Annotated in this window: 17 protein-coding genes; 9 read left to right on the forward strand and 8 right to left on the reverse strand. The window is 66.7% G+C overall.

What is annotated here, in order from left to right; translation table 11 throughout:
• The 5 genes from ACYQ5L_RS24230 to ACYQ5L_RS24250 form a co-directional block, all read right to left on the reverse strand.
• Positions 1 to 897: an MOSC domain-containing protein gene (locus ACYQ5L_RS24230; protein ID WP_459960460.1), complete on the reverse strand. Its 897-nt coding sequence runs from the start codon at positions 895 to 897 to the stop codon at positions 1 to 3.
• Positions 898 to 918: 21 nt separating this feature from the next.
• Positions 919 to 1,215: a three-helix bundle dimerization domain-containing protein gene (locus tag ACYQ5L_RS24235; protein WP_459960462.1), complete on the reverse strand. Its 297-nt coding sequence runs from the start codon at positions 1,213 to 1,215 to the stop codon at positions 919 to 921.
• A gap of 320 nt (positions 1,216 to 1,535) precedes the next feature.
• Positions 1,536 to 2,336, reverse strand: a complete 801-nt coding sequence (locus ACYQ5L_RS24240) for a hypothetical protein (RefSeq protein ID WP_459960465.1) — start codon at positions 2,334 to 2,336, stop codon at positions 1,536 to 1,538.
• Positions 2,299 to 2,634: a hypothetical protein gene (locus ACYQ5L_RS24245; protein ID WP_459960467.1), complete on the reverse strand. Its 336-nt coding sequence runs from the start codon at positions 2,632 to 2,634 to the stop codon at positions 2,299 to 2,301. Before ACYQ5L_RS24245 ends, ACYQ5L_RS24240 begins: the two co-directional genes overlap by 38 nt.
• 105 nt (positions 2,635 to 2,739) lie before the next feature.
• Positions 2,740 to 3,606: a thermonuclease family protein gene (locus tag ACYQ5L_RS24250; RefSeq protein ID WP_459960469.1), complete on the reverse strand. Its 867-nt coding sequence runs from the start codon at positions 3,604 to 3,606 to the stop codon at positions 2,740 to 2,742.
• 218 nt (positions 3,607 to 3,824) lie between these two features.
• Between ACYQ5L_RS24250 and ACYQ5L_RS24255 the strand changes: the two genes are divergently transcribed.
• Together ACYQ5L_RS24255 and ACYQ5L_RS24260 are read left to right on the forward strand one after the other, a co-directional pair.
• Positions 3,825 to 4,331 (forward strand): carboxymuconolactone decarboxylase family protein, encoded by a 507-nt coding sequence (locus ACYQ5L_RS24255; RefSeq protein ID WP_459960471.1) that lies wholly within the window; start codon positions 3,825 to 3,827, stop codon positions 4,329 to 4,331.
• A 160-nt stretch (positions 4,332 to 4,491) separates the two neighbouring features.
• The gene (locus ACYQ5L_RS24260) at positions 4,492 to 5,298 is read left to right on the forward strand and encodes an LLM class flavin-dependent oxidoreductase (RefSeq protein ID WP_459960473.1); all 807 of its coding nucleotides are present in this window, start codon (positions 4,492 to 4,494) and stop codon (positions 5,296 to 5,298) included.
• A gap of 114 nt (positions 5,299 to 5,412) precedes the next feature.
• Here the strand turns inward: ACYQ5L_RS24260 and ACYQ5L_RS24265 are convergent, their stop codons facing one another.
• Positions 5,413 to 6,648: a cytochrome P450 family protein gene (locus ACYQ5L_RS24265; protein WP_459960475.1), complete on the reverse strand. Its 1,236-nt coding sequence runs from the start codon at positions 6,646 to 6,648 to the stop codon at positions 5,413 to 5,415.
• A 20-nt stretch (positions 6,649 to 6,668) separates the two neighbouring features.
• Entirely contained in the window at positions 6,669 to 7,871 is a 1,203-nt protein-coding gene (locus ACYQ5L_RS24270; protein ID WP_459960477.1) for a cytochrome P450 family protein, read from the reverse strand.
• Positions 7,872 to 8,589: 718 nt separating this feature from the next.
• On the opposite strand from ACYQ5L_RS24270, the gene ACYQ5L_RS24275 reads away from it, so the two are divergent.
• Entirely contained in the window at positions 8,590 to 9,009 is a 420-nt protein-coding gene (locus tag ACYQ5L_RS24275) for a hypothetical protein (RefSeq protein ID WP_459960479.1), read from the forward strand.
• Between the two features lie 126 nt (positions 9,010 to 9,135).
• Here the strand turns inward: ACYQ5L_RS24275 and ACYQ5L_RS24280 are convergent, their stop codons facing one another.
• Positions 9,136 to 9,726 (reverse strand): helix-turn-helix domain-containing protein, encoded by a 591-nt coding sequence (locus ACYQ5L_RS24280; RefSeq protein WP_459960481.1) that lies wholly within the window; start codon positions 9,724 to 9,726, stop codon positions 9,136 to 9,138.
• A 78-nt stretch (positions 9,727 to 9,804) separates the two neighbouring features.
• Between ACYQ5L_RS24280 and ACYQ5L_RS24285 the strand changes: the two genes are divergently transcribed.
• The 6 genes from ACYQ5L_RS24285 (at position 9,805) to ACYQ5L_RS24310 (ending at position 13,748) form a co-directional block, all read left to right on the forward strand.
• A complete protein-coding gene (locus tag ACYQ5L_RS24285; RefSeq protein WP_459960483.1) occupies positions 9,805 to 11,025 on the forward strand; it encodes an MFS transporter in 1,221 nt (406 codons plus the stop codon).
• Positions 11,022 to 11,513, forward strand: coding sequence for a DUF2938 family protein (locus ACYQ5L_RS24290; protein WP_459960485.1), 492 nt, complete (start codon positions 11,022 to 11,024; stop codon positions 11,511 to 11,513). Before ACYQ5L_RS24285 ends, ACYQ5L_RS24290 begins: the two co-directional genes overlap by 4 nt.
• Positions 11,510 to 11,725 carry a hypothetical protein gene (locus ACYQ5L_RS24295; RefSeq protein ID WP_459960488.1) on the forward strand — a complete coding sequence of 72 codons (216 nt, stop codon included), beginning with the start codon at positions 11,510 to 11,512 and terminating at the stop codon, positions 11,723 to 11,725. Before ACYQ5L_RS24290 ends, ACYQ5L_RS24295 begins: the two co-directional genes overlap by 4 nt.
• 198 nt (positions 11,726 to 11,923) lie before the next feature.
• Positions 11,924 to 12,136: a hypothetical protein gene (locus tag ACYQ5L_RS24300; protein WP_459960490.1), complete on the forward strand. Its 213-nt coding sequence runs from the start codon at positions 11,924 to 11,926 to the stop codon at positions 12,134 to 12,136.
• 109 nt (positions 12,137 to 12,245) lie between these two features.
• The gene (locus tag ACYQ5L_RS24305; RefSeq protein WP_459960492.1) at positions 12,246 to 12,998 is read left to right on the forward strand and encodes an SDR family NAD(P)-dependent oxidoreductase; all 753 of its coding nucleotides are present in this window, start codon (positions 12,246 to 12,248) and stop codon (positions 12,996 to 12,998) included.
• 177 nt (positions 12,999 to 13,175) lie between these two features.
• Positions 13,176 to 13,748 carry a DUF6968 family protein gene (locus ACYQ5L_RS24310; protein WP_459960494.1) on the forward strand — a complete coding sequence of 191 codons (573 nt, stop codon included), beginning with the start codon at positions 13,176 to 13,178 and terminating at the stop codon, positions 13,746 to 13,748.
• The last annotated feature ends 152 nt before the right edge of the window (positions 13,749 to 13,900 follow it).

The following is a 13,900-nucleotide window of genomic DNA, read 5'->3' on the forward strand; positions in this document are numbered from 1 at the left end:
TCAGTGCACGATGATCTCGTCACCGACGGTAATCGTGCCCGGCGTGGTCACCGCGACCTTGATGCCGAAGGTGACGCCGCCGTCCGGGTCGCGGCGGTAATCGGCAAGGGTGCGTAGGGGTTCGGGCCCGGACCGTTGACCGGTCGGCTGGTCGACAAGGGTCACATTGCACCGGACATCGGGCTTCACCCACCGCAGCCGGGCCTCGCCCAGGGTGAAATCGCGAATGCCGTCCTCGACATAGGGCTCGGCCCATCCGGTCATCACGATATTGGGCCGGAAGCGTTCCATCGGTACAGGATTCGCGCCCTTCTCCAAAATCCTGGCATTCAGATCGTCCAGCGACGAGACCGAAGTCAGGTGCAGCGGAGTGGAATCCGTGAACGTGATATCACCGTGCCGGTCATCCACCGCACGCCGATGCTCCGGCGGCACGCGCACCAGCCGCACCTCCTCCCCGAGCAGATCACTGGCCCACGCGGCGGCCTCATCCCCCTGATCCACCGCGCTGCCCTCCCACACGCCGTGCACGGACACGGTCAGCCGGGGGCCTTCATAGCGCACATCGATTGCGGTGCTGTCGAATTCGTCCGCAGACAGCCTCAGCTTCGCCCCGTCGCTCGCCAGCTCCGGCCGGATCACCGACAGCCGCGGAGTGCTCCGCTGCGTCCGGAACAACCCGTCGGGCCGCACGAACATGAAGGTCCGATCATCGGCCACCCCGGTCGGCACGATCCGGGCAGCGGGCATCGCACTGCCCGCACATCCTTTGATGGGATAACACATCAACGCAGAAACGATCGCCACTCCAGCCACCCTAACCACTCGGCCCCGCTCCCGCTCGAGCGGACCTGCGGCAGGTGATGGTGCAGGCCTGTCCCCCGCATTCGCCTGCACCAGCGCCTGCTTCGCGGGTGGTTACCAGCGTGGTGCGTACGGGCTGGGCGACAGGGCCACAGGGCGCACGGATAGTTCACCCAGCGACGGCGCGTCATAGTGCACGAGGCTGGAGCAGTAGGAGACCCGGCGGCTCAGGTGCCGTTCGGCGATCCGCTCGACGAGTAGCGGAATGAATTCCCGGACCCGGTGGCCGTCGAATTCCCGATGGATGCCACGCACCACCTCGGCGACGACCCGCGATGTCAAGTGCGGGAACCGGATCGCCAATCGGGTGATGAGCTCGTCGATCTGCTGATCTTCCTCGGGTGCCGCCATACCCCAGCCTCGCCTCCAGTACAAACCGCGTGATGCCGGCATCCGAAACGCCCCAGCGGATGCACAGCGAAGTGGACAGCGGTCCGGGCTATCCCACCACCCGGACCGCGCCCCTCGAGTATCAGCTCACGGAGGGAATTTCTGCTCTCGGGAATCCCTTTCTGGCACAGCTTGTCTGCGGAGTAGGCACAGGCTGTCGGAGGCATGCGGAATGTGAATTGCAGGTGATTTTGCAGCTGCAACGACTTCCGCCGACCACTGTAGCGCCTGCCGGAGCCGATGGGGGTTGAAACGCCACGCTACTTCATCGATACCGGCCGTCAGTAACGGAAGTGGCGCAGGATCGGCCCGCACACATGCCATTCGTCGCCGCCGTCGTGCGCCTCGTGGGCGAGGTGGGCGACATACCACAGGACGGTGTCCTGCCCGTCGACGTTCTCCCCGTTGATGTGTTGCCAGAGTTGGTCATCGGTGGAGGTGCCGAGCGCGCCGCGCAGGTCCTCGGCGCCGTGCCAGGCGGTGACGGCGACGTCGCGGGGTGAGAACCAGTCGCTGGTGCCGTCGAATGGTCCCTTGTCGATGAGGAATCCGCGGTTGGTGGACTTGTTCAGCACCGCCCACCGGTTGTCGCCGGCATGGGTGGCGGTGACTTCGGTGGTCTTGGGATGCCAGCCCGGGCCGTAGCCCCAGTCCTGACCGGTCGGCAGGTGCTGGAGGACGAGATTGTTCGCGGCGCCGTCGATATCGAAGTCGAACCGCCAGTACACGTGGTGGCGATGGTTGTACGGGTGTTGCAGTCCGGCGCTGTACATCTGCGGCAGGATGATGCCGTCGTCGCGGAAGATCCAGCGGTTGAGCAGGTGGTAGCGGCCGATGACGTGGTAGCTCTCCACCACCAGGAACCGGTACCCCTCCCCCGGGCTGCCCTCGTAGACGGAGACCGGTCCCTGCATGTTGCCGGTGCTCATCTGATCCTTGTACGGTCCGCCGCCCTGGTCGTATTGCACCCGGATCATGGGCACACTCGCCTTGTACAGCACCGTCTTTCCGCGATAGGCGATATTGCGGAAGGCGATCGCTTCGCTATTGCCGTCGATGATCTCCCACGTGAACGTCCACACCGGCGCCTCCGGCGGCCACGACACGGCGCCCGACGAACTCGCCTGCACCGAGACCCGGCGCGGCGGCATACCCTTCGGGCAGTTTGCCTTCCGGGACCACGCCCGCATCGGCGACCTGCTGGGCACTGAGATCGACGATGGCGTAGGCGGTGGGCACCCGCCGATCCGCCGGGCCGAACCGCAGATCGACCAGGCGATGCCCGTGCCGTGCACTGTGGAAATCCGTTTCCTCGACAATCAATCCGCGTCCGGTGCTCACGTCGATGCCCTGATCCGGCAACCGGCCGTCGCGCCGCACTTCTCAGTCATGAAAGCCTCCCGTACTGAGTTCTGCGCGCGACTGCGCGCACCCCAGATCCTTCGCCCGGCCGCCCCTGCCGTCGTGAGTACTCCCCGACCCCAGTTACGAGACGCCGACCAGCCGCGGCGACGGTGTCAGGTTCAGGCGGCTGACGGCATCGCGCACGTCGGCGGGCCAGATGAACAGCCGGTAGATGGGATCGATATCGAAGTAGTCCTCGGGCCCGACCAGCACCCGCGTCCGCATGTCGACGCAGTACCGTTCCCGCCAGCCGAACGGTTCCGCGGCCGGTTTTCCGTCGACGATGATGGACTTCGCGATGGCGAACAGCCGCTCCACCGAGCGGTACTCGTAGGCGGGCATGGTGGCCGGCTCGCCCCAGATCCCGCGCCCCGCGGCGACCGCCGCGTCGGCGGCGGCGAGGAACAGCGGCAGATCCAGTTCGCCGGGTATGGACGGCACGATCACGAACGGCGCGGCCCACCCCTCCCGCACCATGTCCAGGTTGAACGTCGAGCGCTGCTCGCGAGTCAGCGTCTCCCGTTCGGCCTTCGAATAGTTCGGCGCCACATAGGCCAGCAGCCGGCCATTGGTGTCGAACGGCGCATCCGCGGTACGCACGAACAGCGTCCGCTTGCTCCCATCGGGTCGCGTCAACCGTTGCGCCGCATTCGCTTTCGCGAAGTCCGCCGCCAGGGTCCCCTGCGTGAACTGCAATGTCCCCGCCTTGCCGGTCTCTATCTTGGGCAGCAGATAGTCCGCGAACCGCCGCGACACCGGCACATCGCCCGGCCGCTGCCGAATCCACTCGGCCAGCTGAGCGAACTTCTCGTCCACCCGCTCCGCACCCTGCCGCGAGCCCGCCGTGACCTCCGGTGTGTCGATCGACAGCATCCGCACGGGCATCCGGATGGCAGGAGTATCCCCGTCATGGATATCGATCAATGTCTTGGTATCCAGCGACGGCATACTGACGCCCCGCGGCGCCCAGAAAATTTGCACTGCCTCGAGCATCACAGACCCTCACACTCCGCTGAAACGACAGTCTTCCACCTGTATCGTCCGTCCGAACCTGCTACCACGCACGAGTAGCGCCCTACCCGATTCCCCGCGCGCTCGAGTCGAGTAGTTCGCGCATCCGACCGCATTCTGCTTCCGGTCGCCCGACCATGCCTAAAATCGTTCCGATGGCACGCATTTCGTATGCCGATCCCGATCGGCTCCAGCCGCATCTCCGCACCTGGTTCGACATCCTCCCGCCCGATCCCCGCCTGTTCCTGGCCTTCGCTCGCGCGGAGGGCACCGCGGGCCTGGTCATGGATCTCGCCTTCGCCCTGCACCGCGCCCTGGAACTCCCGGAGCGCCTGGTCGAACTGGTCGCCACCACCGTCACCCGCGTAGAACAGTCGCACTACCTTCGCCAACGCCACATCCCACGCGCGGGCCTGCTCACCGACGCCGAACGCGACGCCATCCTCCACGGCGCGGACGCCCCCACTTTCGACGACCGCGACCACGCCGTCCTCCGCCTGTCCGAGGCGATCTCGGCCGGCCCCCGAGTCGACGACGCCACCTACGCCGCGGCCCGCAAACATCTCTCCGACCGCGAACTCGTCGAACTGATCCAGGTACACGCCTACTACTGGATGGCGGCCCGCACCGCCACCGTCCTCGATATCGACGCCGACGCCTGATCCACGGCCGCTGCGGACTACACCGACCGATCATCGAGGGCTCAGCCACCGGAAGTGAGCGTTTCGAGCATTGATCCGAGCGAATCACGTATTGGAACGCGCATCCGAGCGCCTTAGCGTTGGTGGTGAATCAACTGCTAGGGAAATCGGAGGCCAACCTGTGGCTATTCAGATCGGCGTATTCCTGCCCACCTCGGGACCGCACATCGGCGAATCGGGGGCCGAGGGGGTGCGGGAGAGCGCGCGGGCGGCGGAGGCGGCGGGACTCGAATCCGTGTGGGCCTCGGACCATCTCATCGCAAGTCAGCCCATGCTCGACAGTACGATCGCGCTCGCCACCGCTGCGGCGGTGACCGATCGGATCCGGATCGGATTCGGCGCCATGCTGCTGGCGCTGCGGCCGATCGCGTGGGCGGCCAAGGAGATCGGCACTGTGCAACAGCTGTCGGGCGGCAGGTTGCTGCTGGGTGTCGGCACGGGTAACCCCGCGCACGGCGATATCGGCTGGCGGGCGGCGGGCGTGCCGTTCGAGGAGCGCGGGGCGCGCACCGACAGCGCGCTGGGGGTGCTGCCGGATCTGATCACCGGCAAGCAGGTGGCGCTCGACGACGGCCTCGAGGTCACGCTGTCGCCGGGTTCCTCGGTGCCGCCGATTCTGATCGCGGGTAACGGCGCCCGTGCGCGGCGCCGGGCCGCCGCTCATGGTGACGCCTGGATGCCGATCGATCCCGGGCTCGACCGTCTCCCGGCTCTGCTGGCCGAGTTGCACGACCTCGCGCAGCGATACGAACGGCCGACGCCGGCGGTCACCATCGTCGCACCGGCCTTGTCGGCGGATCCTCGCGAGGCCGCCGCCGAATTGGCCGCCTACGAGGCCGCCGGGGTCGAGCGGGTCATCCTGGCCCCGACCGGCCCGGATTGGCAGCGCGACTACGCCTTCGCCGCAGACGTCCGCGCCTCCCAATAGGGCCGGGCACTGCTCGGTGGTGATTGTCCTGTGCGTGTTTCGCCGCCACCGATTCGGCCGGGGGGTGAGGCCGCCCGGGTTGCGGGCTGGTCGCGGACGGCCTCGATTACCGCATCAGGAGAGGTGCACCGGCAGCGAACTGTGGCCGTTGGAGATGAAGGACGGCACCGTTCCGAGGTCGGCGGGGTCCTTGGCCAGGCGCATTGCCGGGAACCGCTCGAAGAGGGCGGACAGGGCGATTTCGGCTTCGAGGCGGGCGAGGGGCGCGCCGAGGCACAGGTGTGCGCCGTAGCCGAAGGCGAGGTGCGCCTTGACTTCCCGGGCGACGTCGAACTGTTCGGCGGTATCGCCGTGGACCTTGGGGTCGCGGCCCGCGGCGGCGTAGGAGGCCAGGATGGGTTCGCCCGCGGCGATCCGGACGGGACCGGCGTCGGTGTCGATGTCGAGGTCCTCGACGGCGTAGCGCAGCGGCAGGTGCGCGACCGGGGATTCGAAGCGCAGCGTTTCCTCCACCACCTCGGTCCACGACACGGCGCCGGAGATGACCTTCGCGTACTGCTCGGGCTGGGTGAGCAGCAGGAAGATGGCTTGGTCGAGCAGGTTGACGGTGGTTTCGTGACCGGCGCTGATCACCAGCAGCAGGGTGTCGATGAGTTCCTGCTCGGTCAGCGTCGAGCCGTCGTCCTCGTCGCGGTGGGTGATCAGCACACTGGTCATGTCGTCGCCCGGAGTGTCCCTGCGGTAGGTGACGAGTTCGCGCAGGATCCGCTGCATCTCCAGGTAATTGGCCAGCGCCTGCTCGGGTGTGAGGCTGGTGTCGAAGATGCCGTCGACGCAGGTGCGCAAGCCGGCGTGCAGGAACTCGGGCACACCCATGAGCTCGGTGATGACCCCGATCGGCAATGGGTAGCAGTACATTTCACGCAGATCGACCGGCTGGCCGGGCGGGGTTTGCGCGAGCCGGTCAAGGAGTTCCGACGCGATCTCCTGCACGCGCGGCCGCAGCGCCTGCGTCCGGCGGGGCGTGAAGGCGGGCCGCACGAGCTTGCGCAGCCGCGTGTGATCGGCGCCGTACGCGGTGAACATATTGTTCACCGCCACCCAGGTGTAGAGCGGCCAATCCTGACCTATCTCACCGGAAATGAACGCGGGCCAGTGCTGGCGGGCATCCTTCGACACGCGGGGATCACGCAACAGGTTGTGCAGGATCTCCTGATCGGTGACCGCCCAAGCCCGAATCCCGCCGGGCATCTCGACCCTGCTGACCGGTCCGCGCGCGCGAATGCGCGCCGACTCACCCTGAATATCCGTGCCGGTCGGGTCCAGGACCAGCGGCGTGGTGTGCTCCATCGTTTTTCCTCACTCGGTGGTTAAAACGGCAATGGCGGAGATACGGGGAACTTGACGGGCAGCGATTGCAGGGCGCGGTGGAACGGCCCGGGCCGCCACACGAGTTCGGTCCTGTCCACGGCCATGTGCAGCTCCGGGAGCGCGTCGAGAAGGTAATCGATGGCGTCCTGGGCGATCTGGTAGCCGAGGCGCCGGGCCGGGCACTGATGCGGCCCCAGGCTCCACGCCAGATGCGATCGATTTCCCGACTGTGCACGGCGACCGGCTTGGATGGCGGGGTCGGCATTGCATCCGGCCATGCTGATGACCACCGGCTGATGGGCGGGCAGCCACACATCGTCGATCAGCGTGGGCTGGCGCGGGTAGGTGACGCAGTAGTTGGCCAGCGGCGGATTGGCGAACAACACCTCATCGAGCGCGTCACGGGTGGACAGGCTGCCGCCGAGCAGGTCACCGGCGAACCGGTGATCGGTCATCATGAGCAGCAGTGTGTTCGAGATCAGGTGCACCTGCGGCTCACTGCCACCACCGTGCAATGTCACCAGCTGATGGATGAGCTCCTCGGTGCTCAAGTTGCTGTTCTTGATCAGCTCAGAGGTGACGTCCGGCCCCGGATACGCGCGCTTGCGCCGGACATGTTCGTCCAAGGCCTCGGCGAGCATCTTGTTCCCGATGTCCGCGTCACCGGAGGCATCGAAGATCGCCGCCATTCCGGCCCCGACCTGCGCACTGGTATCGGCATCGAACCCGAGCACATAGTCGAGCACACGATAGACCAGCGGATAGATGTACTGGGACAGCAGATCCGCGGACCCCATCGCCCCGGGCCGGCTGTCGCCCTCCGCCCCACTGCAGAAGGCGTTGATCAGCGGCACCGCGATCTGCTCGACAACCGTATGCATCCCGTGCAGGTCAACGGTCCCGAGCGCGGCGACATTCGCCACCCGATACCGATCATGTTCATATCCGCTGCTACGCAACGCATTCGGCCGCCACTCCATCATCGGCAGAATGGGGCACCCCGCGGGTACGGTCGGCTGCCACAGCCGCGGATCGGCCGGAAAATGCTCCGGATCATTGAGAATCCGCACCGCGGTCGCATACCCGAGCACCAGCGTCGCAGGAACCCCCGGCGCGAGATCCACCGGCGCCAGCGACCCATACCGATTCCGCAGCGCCGCATACGCCGCGTGCGGATCCTCAGCAAACTCAGGGGTGTACATCGCGAAGCGCTCGTCGGCACCGGACCGATGCCCGCCCGAAAGCTGTTGCGATGACCAGGTTCCTGGCGGGTACGAGGCAGTCACAGATCTCCCAGAACGTAGGTCTACAGTTGAAATGACAGCTCAGCGCCCGGGTACTTCCATCAGGACCCTCTCGACCACAAGGTGTTTCCAACCCCCGCACGCGAACATCCCAACTCCCGGATCGCCATATCGTCAGTACCCTGACCATATCCCTTGCCCCAGAGCACCTTTCAAGACAACCCCTACCACGCTACCCACTCAGGCCCTACGCCGCAGCACAACCCCCTCCCGGACCGTCAGCAGTCACCCAGCAGACTCCGCCAGTTCACCGGTCACGAGCACCCGACCGGGTGGCCGGCGCCGGGCTCAGCGCTCGAGCGGGCCGTGACCATCACAGACAGGGCAGCGACGATGCGCTCCGAGTCATGGCCACGGTCGGTTGATTCGGCCACAGCCGAATCAACAATCGACCGGCGAGACCGGTACGTACCGTCCTTTCATGCCGAATGTGCAGCTCATCAGCGTCGCAAGTGACAAGATTCCGATGCACAGGGGCCGTATTCGCCGTCGGCCCGACTGTGCCGCCGCTCCTCCCCGCGGCATGCCAGAAATCCCCTTTCACGGACCTTGTGGTCGGCGACTGCATCACCAGGCCCTTCGGCAGTGATAGTCGCTGGGCGAAAGTCGGCCGAGGATGAAGATTGCACGATCGCCGAAAGAACCCTGTGTCCGGAGGCGGCCGGCGATCGAAGATCTCCCGAAAGCTCTTAATAGCAAGAAACTTCCGATGATGCCGTACCTGATAAGAGGCTGGTCCGCACCCATGGGGATGACTGTCAATCAGCAAGCCGCTGTCGCTGTGCCAACATTCTTCTCGGTCACATCGTTCATCGGCGCGTACGCCGTCCACGCCATAGGTTTGAGTAAGGAGCGGGGCTGCGACTACCGGCCCGCCTGCATGGCCGAGGTCGACGCGATCAGGGCTTTTATTCTGCCGCTGGTGATTTCCGGCGTCCTTTGGGCGGTCCTGGCAGTGATACTTACCATGATTCTCACCTCACCCAGCCAATATCGCCAGGAGCGAGAATCTACGGACGAGGAATGGCCCGGCTGAAGACCAGCCTCTTTCAGTGACATCACGTAGCGTGGCATATCTACTTGCGGGAGAGAGGATTCCATGCCGAGGCGGCCATCGGGACAGTAGGTGACGATCCGCATGTCCCCGGATGACCCGTGCAGGTCAAGCCGTGGTGGGAGCGGATCTGGCTCGAATGTGGATGCGTTCGCCTTGGGTGCCGAAGAGGCTGAGGACTTCGACGCTGCCGCGGCCGGTGGAGCCGAACCAATGGGGGTGCTGGGTATCGAATTCGGCGACCTCGCCGGGGCCGAGAATCACGTCGTAGTCGCCGAGGACGAGCCGCAGGCGTCCGCTGAGGACATAGAGCCACTCGTAGCCGGCGTGGGTGCGCGGGAAGGGTTCGGACTCGGTTTCCGGGATGATCAGTTTGTAGGCCTTCGGCTCGCCCTGGGTTCTCGACAGCGAGACGATGACGCGGCCTCCGCTGTGCCGGGGCTCCTGGGGCATGCGCGGATCGACGATGCGGGGCGCGGCGACGATCTCGTCGAGCGGCACCGCGAGAGCGGCCGCGATGGGCAGCAACAGCTCCAGACTCGGCTTGCGCTGGCCGGATTCGAGCCGGGACAGGGTGCTCTTGGAGATGTCGGTGAGCTGACCGAGGTCCGCGAGGGAAAGGTCCTTGCTCTCCCGGAGTTTGCGCAGCCGGACTCCGATCTGGCTGAGGGTGGCGTCGATGGCGGGATGGTTCTGCACCGCTCCAGTACATGCGAGCGTTCCTGTTTCGGCAACGATTCGTTGCCAGAGTGCGGCGCGAATCGCACGCTTCGAACCATGAGTACAACGTCGACACTGCGGACCGGCCGTCCAGGCCGGCTGCTCCCGCCCGGGGTATATCTCCTGGCCTTCAGTTTGTTCGCCATGGGCAGCGCCGAATTTCTGCTCGCCGGGGTGCTGCCCGCGGTGGCCGCCGATATCGATGTCAGCCTGGCCACCGTCGGCGGGCTGATCACCGCGTTCGCGATCGGCGTCGTCCTCGGCGGACCGCCGTTCGCGGTGGTGAGCCTGCACTGGCCGCGGCGGACCGCACTCGTCCTGACCCAGTTGGCATTTGCCGGCAGCGTCGCGGCCGGGCTGATCATCGGAAGCTATTCCGCGCTGCTGGTCACCCGGTTCGTGGCGGGTCTGGCCTACGCGGGATTCTTCGCCGTGGCCGCGGTGACGGCGGTCGGCCTGGTGCCGACCGACCGCGCGGCGCGCGCCTCGGGTGTGGTGATCAGCGGGCTCGGCCTGGCGATGATCCTCGGCGGCCCCGTCGGAACGTTCATCGGCTACCGCACCGGGTGGCAGGGCGGCTTCTGGCTGGTGGTCGTGCTCACCGTGGTGGCCGCCGCCATTGTCGCCGTGGTGATGCCGCCGACGAGCGCCGGGACGGAGCCGAGTATCCAGCGCGAGTTCGCCACCATGCGGCGGCCCCGCCTGTGGCTCGTCTACGCGGCGACGCTGCTGAGCACGGCCGCCTACATGATCACGTTCAACTACCTCGCCGAACTGCTGACCGCGGTGACCGGGATATCGGAGACGTGGCTCGCACCGGTTCTCGTGCTGTTCGGCATCGGCGCGTACATCGGATTGGCGATCGGCGGCCGGATTTCCGACCGGCATCCCCATAGAGCGCTGGTGACCGGGGCGGCGGGAGTCGCCTTGTGTTCCACGCTGATCGCCGTCCTCGCCGGACAGGCCGCTGTGGTGGTTCCCCTCGTCCTGCTGCTCGGCGTCTTCGGATTCGTGCTCAACCCGGCCATCTACGGCCGCGTGTTCGCCATCGCCGCCGATGCGCCCACCCTGGCCGGCGCGACCACGGTGTCCGCCTTCCAGCTGGGTATCAGCCTCGTCCCCGTATTCGCCGGGCTCGCACTGAATTCCGGTGCGCCGATCACCGCGGTCCCGTGGATCGGCGCCGGCCTCGCGCTGCTGACGATCCCGCTCGTCCTGATCGAGCGCAACCGCTCAACCGTCACGACACCCCTTCCGCTGCAAGGAGACCTCGCATGAAGCCGACCACCCGCATTCTCGTCACCGGCGTCGCCGCCACCGCGACCATGGACGCCGTGGCCATTGCCCTCGAAAAAGCCTATGGGACGAAATCACTCGACTATCGTCTGGTGGGCCGATGGCTGGGCCACATGCCGCGCGGCGAGTTCGCGCACGAGTCGATCGTCGCCGCGCCGGAGATTCCCGCCGAGAAGCCGCTCGGGTACGCCGCGCACTATGCGATCGGCATCGGTTTCGCCGCCGCGCTCGATCTCATCTCTCGCGGCCGCCCACCGGCCTTTCCCGTCGGCATGGCCGTCGGACTCGGAACCATCGCCGCCCCTTGGTTGTTCATGCAGCCGGCCTTCGGTATGGGCATCGCTGCATCGAAGACGCCGGATCCCCGCAAAGCGCGGCTCGCCAGCCTCCGCGCCCACGCCACCTACGGTGCCGGGCTCTGGCTCGGCGGAAGGCTCGCCGCCGCCGTGGGAGGACGGCGGGCGCCGTGAAGAACATCGGCAGGAAGATCACGCGGGTCACCGAGTGGGTGTTGTGGACCACCCGCTCGGCGGCCTCGCCGCGCGGCCTGGCCATTCCTGTCGATAATGAGGTAATCGTCAGTGTCGTAGCGGCTTTCACGCTGCACGGTTCATCGCCGATGAGAGTTCGGGCGTGGCAGGACCCCACCCCGCTCACGCCGGGGCAGCGGCACGAGCGATGACGTGAGAACAGCAGATGGTGGGGACGGAGCAGACGATCGAAACCGACCGGCAGGCCACCGACGCTGTGCGCCAACGACTCGACAACCGCTGCCAAGAATCCGAATCTTTTGCGAGTCAACAGATTTGGTGGCCGTTCAGACGGTTCTCATGCTGCGATGGAAGAACTCCGACTGCGACCCGAGGAAGGAGCCGAGACCATGCGGAGCCCGCGCCGACGGATGATCCGGCTCTCGTCGATCCAGGTGCATCGGTCGGAATCCGAGGCCGCGTTCGTGGCACACTCGGACCAGTTCCCCGGCGTCGCCCACAGTGATCCGTACTCGTCGCCGGCGGCGGTGGACGGCCTGCTCGAGGTCGTCGAACGATTCGGCACGGTGACCGGTCCGGCAGGCCCCAGCATCCGCGGTTGAGGTAGCGGCAGCGACGCCGGTGGCCGCTCGACCACGCCGCCGCGTGCGCTGGGGTTGCCCACTAAAAGGCAAGCGGTACCGTCGAATTCGAGCGGAAGCGAGGGAAGCGATGGCACGGCTGGACAACAAGAGCGCGCTGGTCACCGGGGCTGCCTCGGGTATCGGCCGCGCCACCGCGCAAACCCTTGCCCGGCAGGGTGCGCGGGTACTCGCCGTCGATATCGACGAGGCGGGTCTGGCGACCCTGTCCAAGGAGTCCCGACCCGGATTACTCACGCGCCGTATGGATGTCACCGACGCCACCGACACAGGGGCGGCGATCGCCTTCGCGGCCGAGAACCTCGGCGGACTGCACATCGTGTGCAACTGTGCCGCCGTCGTGGAGGAGGCATCGTTCCTCGAAGTGTCCGAACAGAATTGGGCATGCACCCTCGAGGTGAACCTGAGCGGGATCTTCCGCTGCTGCCAGCAGGCGATACCGGTGATGCGTCGCAGCGGCGGGGGTTCCATCGTCAACGTCGGGTCGATCGCCTCGGTGGTCGCGGAGGAGCACCTCGCCGCCTATTGCGCCAGCAAAGGCGGTGTGCTGGCGCTGACCAAGGCCATCGCCCTCGAACATGCCCGCGACGGCATTCGAGCCAACTGCGTGTGCCCGGGCATGGTCGACACCCCGATGGCAAGGCCCTACATCGACCGCGAGGGCGGCATGGACGCCTACCTCGACGGCATTCGCGAATGGCAGCCGCTCGGACTGGGCACACCGGAACAGATCGCCTCCGTCATCGCGTTCGTCGCCTCCGACGACGCCGACTTCATGACCGGTTCGGCGATCATGGCCGACGGCGGCTTCACCGCAATGTAGGGCACCGGCCGGTGTGGAAGCTGTTCCGAAATCGGCCCGCCGTCGAAAGCCGTTCACCGAACCAGACGACATCTCGCCGTGCGGGCTGGAAAGATGGCGGGCGCACGGTTGGAATCCGAACGCCCGGCTGTTCGGGCAATGATCAGCGACTGTGTCCCCGCTGATCGGGAGGGTGTGATGAGCGGCGTCCCCGGCACAGTGATCATGTCCCGCCTGGCCACCGACGACGGTCAGGAAGTCGTGATCGAGGTCGGCCAACCCACCCCGGCCGAGCGTGGCGCGAACTGTGCCTTCCGCATCGACGAACACCGCTTCCACAGCCACGGCACCGACTCGTTGGCCGCCCTGCACGCCGCAGTCACGGAGATCGGGCAGAAACTGGCGCGCGCCAACCGCGACGCCGACCGCGCCCGATTCACCCTTCCTGCCGAGCTCGGCTTCCCGGACCCGACAGACACCGACACCAGCGTCAGCTCCGACCCCGGCTCCGGCACCGCCGTTGGAGCCGGAGTCGGTGAAATCGTCGCCACACGCACGATCGACCACGACGGCCGGCACCACAGCATCACCATCGGCAAGCCGTTCCGGTCACCGGACCATGGACTCGCCCTGTGCCCGTTCCGAGTCGACGACCGGCCACGCGCCGTCGCCGCCGGCTGGGACGGGATGCAAGCATTCCTGAGCGCGATCGGCATGATCGGCAACTGGCTCAACCTCCCCCGCGACTGGCCCGCCACCACCGCTCCCTGACCCGGCCGCCCAGCCCCTCCTACCGAGCCCACCGCGCCAGCCGAGCGGGCCGATAGATTGACGGGCCGATGAACGAGTGCGGGCCACGGGGCCACGGACACGAATAGCGAAGGGTGAATGTATTGGGCGTGGCACGCTATGACTGCTCCGCG

This window comes from Nocardia sp. IFM 10818 (assembly GCF_054655275.1).

What these genes read in the sequence shown, in the direction of transcription:
- ACYQ5L_RS24285 (WP_459960483.1), top strand. Translation starts at nt 9,805, where the DNA reads ATGAGTACAACGTCGACACTGCGGACCGGCCGTCCAGGCCGGCTGCTC.
- ACYQ5L_RS24300 (WP_459960490.1), top strand. Translation starts at nt 11,924, where the DNA reads ATGCGGAGCCCGCGCCGACGGATGATCCGGCTCTCGTCGATCCAGGTG.
- ACYQ5L_RS24310 (WP_459960494.1), top strand. Translation starts at nt 13,176, where the DNA reads ATGAGCGGCGTCCCCGGCACAGTGATCATGTCCCGCCTGGCCACCGAC.
- ACYQ5L_RS24305 (WP_459960492.1), top strand. Translation starts at nt 12,246, where the DNA reads ATGGCACGGCTGGACAACAAGAGCGCGCTGGTCACCGGGGCTGCCTCG.
- ACYQ5L_RS24255 (WP_459960471.1), top strand. Translation starts at nt 3,825, where the DNA reads ATGGCACGCATTTCGTATGCCGATCCCGATCGGCTCCAGCCGCATCTC.
- ACYQ5L_RS24290 (WP_459960485.1), top strand. Translation starts at nt 11,022, where the DNA reads ATGAAGCCGACCACCCGCATTCTCGTCACCGGCGTCGCCGCCACCGCG.
- ACYQ5L_RS24250 (WP_459960469.1), bottom strand. Translation starts at nt 3,606, where the DNA reads ATGCCGTCGCTGGATACCAAGACATTGATCGATATCCATGACGGGGAT.
- ACYQ5L_RS24275 (WP_459960479.1), top strand. Translation starts at nt 8,590, where the DNA reads ATGAAGATTGCACGATCGCCGAAAGAACCCTGTGTCCGGAGGCGGCCG.
- ACYQ5L_RS24235 (WP_459960462.1), bottom strand. Translation starts at nt 1,215, where the DNA reads ATGGCGGCACCCGAGGAAGATCAGCAGATCGACGAGCTCATCACCCGA.
- ACYQ5L_RS24265 (WP_459960475.1), bottom strand. Translation starts at nt 6,648, where the DNA reads ATGGAGCACACCACGCCGCTGGTCCTGGACCCGACCGGCACGGATATT.
- ACYQ5L_RS24270 (WP_459960477.1), bottom strand. Translation starts at nt 7,871, where the DNA reads ATGTACACCCCTGAGTTTGCTGAGGATCCGCACGCGGCGTATGCGGCG.